Raw genomic sequence first — 9870 nt, forward strand, 5'->3', positions numbered from 1 at the left:
CCTTCCGTTACCGTCCCGATGGCGGCGCGTAAGATCGTCAGATGTCGTGCTTGCGAATGTTCTTCAGCATTTTTTGCAGCGTCGCGATCAGCGCCGCGTATTCGGCATCGTCGATGTCGTCGAACATCGTCTCGAAAGCGTCGTGCATGGCCGGCCAGGCGCGCGCGAACTCGGCGCGGCCATCGTCGGTCAGGAACACATGGCGGATCCGGCTGTCTGTGACCCCCTGCTCGCGCCGAACAAACCCTTGTCCCTCCAGCGTGTCGAGCGTGCGGCTCAAGGTCGACTGCTCGATGACGGTATAGACCGAGAGATCGTTGACGGTGACGCCATCGGTGACCGACAATACGGCCAGCGTGCGCACCTGCGGAATGGTCAGGCCTTGCTTGCGGAAATTGTCGCGCAGCGTGGCGTTGTAGCGGCCCATGATGCGGTTCATCAGATAGGGCGCGAACTGCTGCAGGCCGATCTGGCCCAAAGTCGAGATGCGCTGGCGTTTTTCAACCTTCTGTTCCATCACAGCCTCCCCGCCAGGAGAAAGCCGGAGCCGCCGCCCAAGCCAGCACCCGGATGGGTCGAGGCGCCGATGTGGTAGAGACGCCTGACCCCGGTTTCGTGATTGCGGCTCGTCTTAAGCGGCCGCCACAGAAACGACTGGTCGATGGTCGGGGAACCGCCATAGGGGTCGCCGCCGACCAGATTGATGTTCATCGCTTCCAGGTCGGCCGGCGAACAGGCGCGGCGTGCGATGACGCTGTCCTTGAACCCATCGATATGGCTGGCGAGGATCGCTTCGGCACGGTCGGCATAGGCTTCGCGCAGCGCCTCGGTCCAGCGACCGTCTGCCGGTGTTTGCAGTTTGCCGGCGGCATCGCCCTTGATATGGCGTGGCGCCTCGGGCAGTTGCAGCCACAGGACCGCCTTGCCGTCCGGGCAGCGCGATGGGTCGAGCGCGTGCGGCTGGCCGACGCAGATGGTCGGCACCTCCGGCAGCATGCCGCGCACGGCTTCGCTGCAGGCCTTCGACACGCCGTCGAGCCCCGGCGTCAGATGCAGCAGCGCGACCTTGTCCAGGCCCTCGCCGCGCCATGCCGGCGGCTTGTCCAAGGCATAGTGGATCTGGAAATTGCCCTTGCCATAGCGGTATTTTTGCGCTGCCTCGACGTCGGCTTTCGGCGCCGCGTCGCCGAGCAGCCGCTCGTAGAGCTGGGTCGGCGTGACCGAGCAGATGACGCTCTTGTTCACGCTGATCGTTTCGCCCGAAGCCAGCCGCACGCCGGCGGCGCGGCCTCCGCTTTGGACAATAGCCGCGACGTCGGCGCCGGTGCGGATTTCGCCGCCACGTTCCCCGATCAGGGCTTCGAAGGCAGACAGCAGATTCCTGGCACCGCCCTTGACGATCGGCGCGCCGGCCGCCTCAAGCGCGAAGGCGATGACCTTGGCGATCTGGCCGGAGAACGCGTCCTCAGGCCCGAGGCCGGCATGCAGCACCCAGGGCGCCCACAGCGCGCGCATGGTTTCCGACTGGTAGGTGCTTTCCAACCAACCGCGCGCTGGCACCAGCGCGCTGCCGAGAAAGGCGGCAAGGCCACGCGGCCCACGCCGCCAGGCTTCGCCCGCCAGCAGCTTTGCCGTCGGGTAAGACCACAGGCTTCCGCCGAGCAGACCGAACAGCAGGCCAGCATTGCGCTCGATCTCGCCGACATCGCTGCGGTGCCGGTCGCCGTCGCCCGCGGCAAGCGCATTGGCCGCCGTGACATTGGCGATACGATCGGTGCGCAGGATGGCGTGGCTGCCGTCCGGGCGCAGCACGCCGGTCGGCGTGGAGGTGTTGCAAAACTCCAGGCCGTGCCGCGCCAGATCCTTGCCCAATGCCGCATAGGCCGGTGAGGTGATGAACAGGACAAAGGTCGTCGCCATCACGTCGTGGATGAAGCCGGGCGCGGTGATTTCCTCGGTGCGCATGCAGCCGCCGATGCGGTCGTTGCGCTCGAGCACCAGCACCTTCGCCCCCTTGCCGCCAAGCATCGCCGCGCAAACCAGCGCGTTGATGCCGCTGCCGACGATGACGTGATCGATATCGCTCATCGAGGGTTGCTCCTAACCGGCAGGAGTTCAATTGCAGAGATTGGCGCTCTACGGCGCCCCCCTCTGTCCTGCCGGACATCTCCCTCACTTGGCGGGAGAACGGCTGTCACCGCGGCCTTCGCCACTCTCCTACGTCGCAGGAATGAGCGAGGCGCCGAAACTGCCAATCTCCCCCCTAGGGGGGAGATGTCCGGCAGGACAGAGGGGGGCGCCGTAGAGCGGCAGCCTTGCCAAGCTGCCACTCTCTACCCATCATCACGATATTGCCTGCAAGCATGATCTTCTCCCGAAGACCGCCAGTTGCCCTATTGTCTCGGCACGAGCGCCAGTGCGCGGATCGGGCTGCCGGTGCCGTGCTCGATCTTGAGCGGTGCGGCGATCAGGATCGCGCCCTTCGGCGGCAGCCGGTCGAGGTTGCACAGGCTGGCGAGCCCATAGCGGTTGGCCTTGTGCATCAGGCTGTGCGCCGGGAATGGCGGCTCCATTCCCCCTGCTTTGCCAGCATCCGTGCCGATCGTCTCGCTGCCCCAGCCCCTGACGTCCTTGCTGATCAGATACTGGATGGCCTCGGCCGTCGGTCCGGGCGTGTGCGGTCCGGTCTCATTGGCGTTGAGGAACTCGGCTTCCGAGCCGTTGCGCTTGTACCAGTCGGTGCGCATCACCACCCATTCGCCCGCGTTGATAGCGCCATGTTCGGCTTCCCAGGCCTTGATGTGGTCGACGGTGAGCAGGAAGTCGTGATCGGCGGCGGCTTGCTTCGAGCAGTCGATGACATTGACCGGGCCGACGAAATTCTGAACCGGAATGGTGTCGGTGGCACCGTCCGGATAATCCTTGCCGGTGATCCAGTGCTGCGGCGCGTCGAAATGCGTGCCCGAGTGTTCGCCGAGCTTCAGCCAGTTCCAGGCCCACCACGGACCGTTCTTGTCATAGTGGGAGATGGCGTGGATCTCGACCTTCGGCGTGTCCACCGCCAGCTCCGGCGGCAGCTTGATCAGCGGCGTGTTGGGCCCGAGCGGCGCCGTCAGGTCGACCACCTGGATGGCGCCTGAAAGAAGCTGGCCGGCGACGTCGCCGAGGAGTTGTTGTGTGTCCATGGTCTCTGTTCCCTCTTTCTCGATGGTGCTGAAGGCTCTCGCGGCCCTTAATATCCTACTAGACGAAAACATATGCATCTGCAATTGTCTTTAAGCATAAAGGAAATGGGACGGGGCGTGAGCGAGTTCGACGCCATATTTGTCGGAGCAGGCCACAACAGTCTGGCATGCGCCGCGCATCTGGCGCTCAAAGGCTGGAAAACAGCGGTTTTCGACCGCAATCCAACGATCGGCGGCGCCGTCCAGACGCGTGAATTCACGCTTCCAGGCTTCCGGCACGATTTCGGTGCAATGAATCTGGGCCTGTTCGCCGGCTCGGCCTTTCACAAGAAATATGCAAATGAATTGAAAACCCACGGGCTGGAATTCGTGCCGGTGGCCGACTGTTTTGCCAGCGCCTTCCCCGACGGTCGCTGGTTCGGCGTCAGCAGCGACCTGGAGAAGACCACTGGACGGATGACCGCCTTCTCCGCGACCGACGCAGCCACATGGCGCCGTCTGGTTGCGGCATTCCCGGCGGAGGCCGAGCATTTGTTGCGGCTGCTGGGCTCGCCGATGAGTGGGCGTGCGCTCGCCGGCACGGCCTGGAAGCTCTGGCGCAAGAAGGGTATTGGCGGCGCGCTCGATACCGGCCGATTACTGCTTTCCTCACCCCGCGCGTGGCTCGAGCAGACTTTCGAGTCACCGCATGTCAGGGCGACGCTGGCCACCTGGGGCATGCATCTCGATTTCGCGCCTGACATCGCTGGCGGCGCGGTGTTCCCTTACCTCGAATCCATGGCCAACCAGTGCTTCGGCATGCTGCTCGGCAGAGGCGGCGCCGACACGATCATCCGCGCTTTGTCGGGCATGCTCACGGCCGCCGGCAGCAAGATCGTCACTGGGGCTGATGTCGCCGAGATCACGGTTTCGGCCGGCAAGGCGACCGGCGTGCGGCTCGCTTCCGGCGAGACTCACACCGCCGCCAGGGCCGTCATCGCCGGTGTCGCGCCCAAGGCGCTGACCGGGAAACTGCTGCCCAATGGATCGGGCGACGCCGGCTTCGACACGGCCATGAAAAAATTCCGCCACGCGCCGGGCACGATGATGATCCATCTGGCACTCGACGATTTGCCGGACTGGCGCGCCGGCGCCGAGCTTCGGCAGTTCGCCTATGTGCATCTCTCGCCGTCGCTCGACGCCATGTCGCGAACCTATCAGCAGGCGATGGCAGGCATGCTGCCGGACGAGCCGGTGCTGGTCGTCGGCCAGCCGACGGCGGTCGATCCGTCGCGCGCGCCGGACGGCAAGCATGTGCTCTGGGTGCAGGTGCGCATGCTGCCGGCCGAGATTGTGGGCGATGCGGCGGGCATGATCGCACCGGCCCACTGGGACGAGGCTAGGGAGCGCTACGCCGAGCGCGTCCTCGACATTATCGAGCGCTATGCGCCCGGCCTTCGCCGGAAGATCCTCGGCCGCGCCGTGTTCTCGCCCATCGACCTCGAACGCGAGAACCCCAACCTGGTCGGCGGCGACCAGGTCTGCGGCAGCCATCATCTGGCGCAGAATTTCCTGTTCCGGCCGGCGCGCGGTTACGCCGGCTGGAACACGCCGATCGGCAATCTGCACCTGACCGGGGCGGCAACATGGCCGGGCGCCGGCACCGGTGCAGGCTCAGGTTTCATGCTCGCGCAACAACTTGGCGGGAGGTAAAGCCGTAATTTTCAACTAGGGTGAAGGAGGACAAGGCGCGGTTGCCCAAGGAGCCTGAACCCACGAAACGACAACGACACCGCGCATAAAAGCAACAGGGGAACGACCATGACAATCAACAGACGAGAATTGCTCGGATATGGCGCGGCCGCGCTTGGCGCCACGGCGCTCGGCCTGCCGCAAATCGCCAAGGCTGCCGGCGAACTGACTATCGCCTACAACGTCAACCTACCGTCCTGGGACCCGACCACCGGGCCTTCGGCGGTCAACCCGACCATCCAGGGTCTCTACCAATCGGTGTTCGACCAGTTCATCCCGCAGAAGCCGGACCTTTCTTTCGCGCCCGGCCTGCTCACCGAATGGGGCTGGAACGAGGATCGCAGCAAGATCATGATGACGGTGCGCGAGGGCGTCACCTGGCATGACGGTTCGCCATTCACGGCCGAAGACGTGGTCTGGTCGCTGCAGCGGGCGGGCGATGAAAAGACCGGCAACCCGATCCAGTTCGTCTGGAAGAACGTCAACAACTTCAAGATCGACGGCAACAAGATCACCGGCGACGTCGTGCAATTCGACCCGGTGTATTTCAAATGGATGTCGTTCCTCACCGGCTACATCATGCCGAAGGCCTATTACGAAAAGGTCGGCGCCGAGGGTTTTGAGAAAGCCCCGATCGGCACCGGGCCCTATATGGTCGACAAATTCGAGCGCAACGCCTTCCTGCGGCTCAAGGCCAACCCGAACTACTGGGGCGGCAAGCCGGCCTTCGAAAACGTAACCATCAAGTTCGTCACCGATGCGGCGAGCCGCGTCGCCGAGATCGAGTCCGGCTCCTCGCAGGTGACTCTCGAAATCCCCTATGAGGAATATGACCGCCTGATCGCCAAGGACGGACTTACCGGCTCATGCAAGAATGTTTCCGACATCGGCATGATCTTCTTCAACGACATCGACGTGATGCTGGACAAGAACGTGCGCCAGGCAGCGGTGATGGCGGTCGATAAAAAGCTTTTGGTCGACCGGCTGCTGCGCGGTTACGGCCAGCCCATCGATACGCTGGAGACGCCGGAATACGCCGCCTACGATGCGTCGATCAAAGCCGAGCATAACCCGGAAAAGGCCAAGGAATTGCTGGCCGCCTCCGGCTATTCGCCGGAAAAGCCGGTCAAGTTCACGATACAGACGACCAAGGGCTTCAAGCCCAAGGACTACGAGATGATCCAGGCGATCGTAGGCATGTGGCGCAAGGTCGGCATCGAGGCGACGATCGAGGTCTACGAGATCGCCAAGCACTATGAGTTGCGCGCCGCCGACAAGCTGGCGCCGGCCGCCTTCTACAATTGGGGCAACGCCATCGGCGACCCGACCACCTCGACCGGCTTTGCCATGTATGGCCCGAGCCCGCATTCGGTGTGGGACAGTCAGGATCTGATCGACATGATCAACCCGCTGTGGGGCGAGAAGGACGAGGCCAAGCGCATTGCCGGCTGGAAGGCCGTCGACAAGTACATTGCCGAGCAGGCCTATGTCCTGCCGCTGATCCAGTATGCGCAGCCGATCGTGCATGCCAAGGGCGTCAATGTCGTGCAGCATGTGTCGGGCGCGCTGTTGCCGGCGCTGATGAGCCCGGCCTGAGACAGTCTTCGGCTTGCCGCGCGCCGTCCGGAATGACGGCGCGCATTTTCTGTCACGGGCGACCATGCTGCTGCAAAGATTCCTGATCCGTCTTCTGACGATGGCGATCACGCTGTTCGGCGTGGCCGTCGTCGTCTTCGTCGTCATCCGTGTCGCGCCAGGCGATCCGATCGCGATGATGCTGCCGCCCGGTGCAACCGATGCCGACATCGCGCGTCTGCGCGCGCTTTACGGGCTGGACAAGACCATCGTCCAGCAATTTTTCATCTGGCTGGCAGGTGTCGTCAGGGGCGATTTCGGCACCTCGATTTCGCTCCGGCAGGATGTTCTGGGCCTGGTCCTCAACCGCCTGCCGGCGACGCTGGAACTCGCGATCGTCGCGCTCTTGATGGCGCTGGCAATCGGCGGCACGACGGCGATCCTCGGCGCGCGCGAACGCGGCACCGCAGTCGAGGCTGGCATCGACATCGCCAGCGGTGCGGCGCTCTCGATTCCCGATTTCCTGTGGGGTTTGGTGCTGATCCTTTTGTTCGGCGTGCTGGTGCCGGTTTTCGACATTTCCGGCCGGGTGTCGCCGCAGCTCGATCTGCCCTTCGTCACGCAGTTCTATTTGTTCGAGAGCATCGTGCGGCTGCGCTTCGACCTGACCAAGGACCTGCTGGCGCATATGCTGATGCCGGCCGTGGCTCTGGCGCTGCCACTCGCCGCGATCATCTCGCAGCTGCTGAAACAGTCGCTGAAGGAAGTGCTCGACCTCGACTATGTCGTGCTGGCGCGGGTAAAGGGCTTTTCGGAAACGCAGGTCATCCTGCGCGAGGCGTTGAAGAACGCCGCCCTGCCGACGCTCACTCTGGTCGGCGTGCAGTTCACCTTCCTGATCGGCGGCACGGTCATCGTCGAGCGGCTATTTTCCTATGAGGGTCTCGGCAACATGGCGATCGATGCCGTCATCAACCGCGACCTGCCGCTGATCCAGGGCATCGTGCTGGTGTTCGCGCTGTTGTTCGTGCTGATCAACCTCAGCGTGGACATGATGTATGCGCTGCTTAATCCGAGGCTGCGCCATGGATGAGGCCCGCATTTCAAGACATGGCTCGCGGGCACGCCTGTGGCTGGCCGGGGGTTGGCTGCTGATTGCGCTGCTGGCCGCGATTTTTGCGCCGTTGGTCGCGCCGCAGGACCCACTGGCGCAGGATTTGATGCTGGAGCGGCTGCCGCCGTTCTGGCTGAGCGGTGCTGAGCCCGGCTACTGGCTCGGCACCGACAGCCTCGGCCGCGATCTTCTGTCACGGCTGATCTTCGGTGCCCGCATCGCCTTCATCGTCGCCTTCGCGGCAGCCCTTGCCGCCTGCCTGGTCGGCTCGACGCTGGGGCTGATCGCCGGCTATTTCGGCGGCTGGGCCGACCGCATCATCTCGCGTATCGTCGATGTCTGGATGGCGTTTCCCCCGGTGCTGTTTGCCATCCTTCTGGTCGCTGTGCTCGGCACCGGCTTGAGCTCGGTTATCATTGCCATTGCCGTCATCGACTGGACGCGCTTCTGCCGGGTGATCCGCGCCGAGACGATGGGCCAGTCGCGCATGGACTATGTCGAGAACGCCCGCATCGCCGGTTACGGCCGCATCGGCATCATGCTGCGCGAAGTGCTGCCCAATGTGGTGCCGTCGATCGTGGCGCTGCTGTCGCTGGAGATGGGCATTGCCGTCATCGTTGAGGCGATCCTGTCCTTCGTCAATCTGTCGATCTCGACCGACGACCCAACCTGGGGCGGCATCATCGCAGAGGGTCGCTTATCGATCCATCAGGCCTGGTGGGTGCTGGTGTTCCCGCTGGTCACCCTGATCCTTACGGTGCTGTCGTTCAGCCAGTTCGGCGAAGGTCTCAGGGCACGTTTCGATCCGGTGCTGCGATGAACGCGCTGGCGAAATCCTGCCTCGACATACGCGACCTTAGCGCGGTGCTGCCTAATGGCTTGCGCGTGTTGCGCTCGGTATCGCTTTCCGTTCAACCCGGCGAGGTCCGCGCGCTGGTCGGCGAGAGCGGCGCCGGCAAGACGATGATCGGCAAGGCGGTGCTCGGCGTGCTGCCACCCAGCGTGCGCATTGTCGAAGGCGACATGCTGCTCGAGCGCGAGGACCTCGGCAAGCTTCAGCCGAAGGCAAGGCGCACGCTGATCGGCGCGCGCACCGCGCTGATCCCGCAGGACCCGCTGACCGCGCTCAATCCGTCACGGCGAATCGGCCCACAGATGACCGACCGGCTGGTGCGCATCCTCGCCTGGAGCGGTGAGAAGGCCGATACACGCATCCGCCAATTGCTGGACGAGGTGCAGATCCGCGACCCCGAGCGTGTCCTCAAATGCTATCCGCACGAGCTGTCCGGCGGCATGCGCCAGCGCGTGCTGATCGCCGCCGCCTTCGCCGCCGAGCCAAGGCTGATCGTCGCCGACGAGCCGACGACGGCGCTCGACGTCACCGTACAGAAACAGATCCTGCGCTTGATCGCTGCGTTGCAGCGCGAGCATGGCACGGCGATCCTGTTCGTTACCCACGATCTCGGCGTCGTCGCCAAGATCAGCCAGAAAGTTTCAGTGCTCTACGCCGGCAAGGTGGTGGAGGAGGCCGAGACGGCTGCTCTCTTCGCTGCCCCGCAGCACCCCTATACGCGGGCGCTGATGGCCGCGACGCCGCGCTACACCGATCCCCTCGCTTCGCTGAAACCCGTGGACGAGGCGGTACTGGCCGGGCTAGCCGCGGAGATCGCCGCCGCCGACCAGGCCTGGAGGCACCCGCATGGCTGAGCCGCTGTTTTCCGTGCGCGGGCTGAAGGTTGCCTTACCCGACATGACGCGCAAGCCGTTGTTTGGCCGCGCTCCGTTGGCCGAGATCCTGAAAGGCCTGGACTTCGATCTGCCCAGGGGATCGGTGACCGGCATCGTCGGCGAATCCGGGTCGGGGAAATCGACGCTCGGCCGCGCGCTGGTGCGTCTGCTGGAGCCCAGCGCCGGCAGCGTCAGCTTCGACGGCCGCGACATCACGCATCTGCCAGAGGCGGAGCTGCGGCCCGTACGCCGCAATCTGCAGATGATCTTCCAGGACCCGATGTCGTCGCTTAACCCACGCCGCACCATCGCCAGCATCATCGCCGCACCACTCAAACAGAATGGCCTCGGCGACAATCTGAAAGCCCGAGTTGCTGAAGCGCTTCAGCGCGTCGGCCTGCCGCAAGGCTTCGCCAGCCGCTATCGTCATGAATTGTCGGGCGGCCAGCGCCCCCCCCGACGCAATATACCCCCACGCGGGGGTATAGCGCAAAAATATCATTAACACGAAAAAATGAAAAGGCACGGCCGGTGTGG

Annotated in this window: 8 protein-coding genes and 1 pseudogene; 6 read left to right on the top strand and 3 right to left on the bottom strand. The window is 64.2% G+C overall.

Going from position 1 to position 9870, the window contains the following annotated elements:
* Positions 1-37 precede the first annotated feature (37 nt).
* The 3 genes from NKI63_RS17745 to NKI63_RS17755 form a co-directional block, all read right to left on the bottom strand.
* Entirely contained in the window at positions 38-517 is a 480-nt protein-coding gene (locus NKI63_RS17745) for a MarR family winged helix-turn-helix transcriptional regulator (RefSeq protein ID WP_352493744.1), read from the bottom strand.
* Positions 517-2088: a phytoene desaturase family protein gene (locus NKI63_RS17750; protein ID WP_352822556.1), complete on the bottom strand. Its 1572-nt coding sequence runs from the start codon at positions 2086-2088 to the stop codon at positions 517-519. Before NKI63_RS17750 ends, NKI63_RS17745 begins: the two co-directional genes overlap by 1 nt.
* 305 nt (positions 2089-2393) lie before the next feature.
* Positions 2394-3185 (bottom strand): cyclase family protein, encoded by a 792-nt coding sequence (locus NKI63_RS17755; protein ID WP_352822559.1) that lies wholly within the window; start codon positions 3183-3185, stop codon positions 2394-2396.
* 117 nt (positions 3186-3302) lie between these two features.
* Between NKI63_RS17755 and NKI63_RS17760 the strand changes: the two genes are divergently transcribed.
* The 6 genes and pseudogenes from NKI63_RS17760 to NKI63_RS17785 all read left to right on the top strand — a co-directional run.
* On the top strand, positions 3303-4877 hold the full coding sequence (locus NKI63_RS17760) for a phytoene desaturase family protein (RefSeq protein ID WP_352822562.1): 1575 nt from the start codon (positions 3303-3305) through the stop codon (positions 4875-4877).
* Positions 4878-4985: 108 nt separating this feature from the next.
* Entirely contained in the window at positions 4986-6512 is a 1527-nt protein-coding gene (locus NKI63_RS17765) for an ABC transporter substrate-binding protein (protein ID WP_352476014.1), read from the top strand.
* A gap of 64 nt (positions 6513-6576) precedes the next feature.
* Complete coding sequence (locus tag NKI63_RS17770; protein WP_352822564.1) at positions 6577-7584, top strand: ABC transporter permease; 1008 nt, start codon at positions 6577-6579, stop codon at positions 7582-7584.
* Positions 7577-8425 carry an ABC transporter permease gene (locus NKI63_RS17775; RefSeq protein WP_352756007.1) on the top strand — a complete coding sequence of 283 codons (849 nt, stop codon included), beginning with the start codon at positions 7577-7579 and terminating at the stop codon, positions 8423-8425. Before NKI63_RS17770 ends, NKI63_RS17775 begins: the two co-directional genes overlap by 8 nt.
* Positions 8422-9312, top strand: a complete 891-nt coding sequence (locus tag NKI63_RS17780) for an ABC transporter ATP-binding protein (RefSeq protein ID WP_352822567.1) — start codon at positions 8422-8424, stop codon at positions 9310-9312. The genes NKI63_RS17775 and NKI63_RS17780 overlap by 4 nt, the downstream gene beginning before the upstream one ends.
* Positions 9305-9784, top strand: a pseudogene (locus NKI63_RS17785) (ATP-binding cassette domain-containing protein); the annotation flags it as partial. The gene NKI63_RS17780 and the pseudogene NKI63_RS17785, both read left to right, overlap by 8 nt.
* Positions 9785-9870: the final 86 nt, after the last annotated feature.

The organism is Mesorhizobium sp. M0410 (assembly GCF_040321435.1).
GTDB lineage: Bacteria > Pseudomonadota > Alphaproteobacteria > Rhizobiales > Rhizobiaceae > Mesorhizobium.

Bases quoted from the DNA above. Each gene is read 5' to 3' on its own strand.
- NKI63_RS17765 (WP_352476014.1), top strand. From the start codon at position 4,986: ATGACAATCAACAGACGAGAATTGCTCGGATATGGCGCGGCCGCGCTT.
- NKI63_RS17745 (WP_352493744.1), bottom strand. From the start codon at position 517: ATGGAACAGAAGGTTGAAAAACGCCAGCGCATCTCGACTTTGGGCCAG.
- NKI63_RS17775 (WP_352756007.1), top strand. From the start codon at position 7,577: ATGGATGAGGCCCGCATTTCAAGACATGGCTCGCGGGCACGCCTGTGG.
- NKI63_RS17750 (WP_352822556.1), bottom strand. From the start codon at position 2,088: ATGAGCGATATCGATCACGTCATCGTCGGCAGCGGCATCAACGCGCTG.
- NKI63_RS17780 (WP_352822567.1), top strand. From the start codon at position 8,422: ATGAACGCGCTGGCGAAATCCTGCCTCGACATACGCGACCTTAGCGCG.
- NKI63_RS17755 (WP_352822559.1), bottom strand. From the start codon at position 3,185: ATGGACACACAACAACTCCTCGGCGACGTCGCCGGCCAGCTTCTTTCA.
- NKI63_RS17770 (WP_352822564.1), top strand. From the start codon at position 6,577: ATGCTGCTGCAAAGATTCCTGATCCGTCTTCTGACGATGGCGATCACG.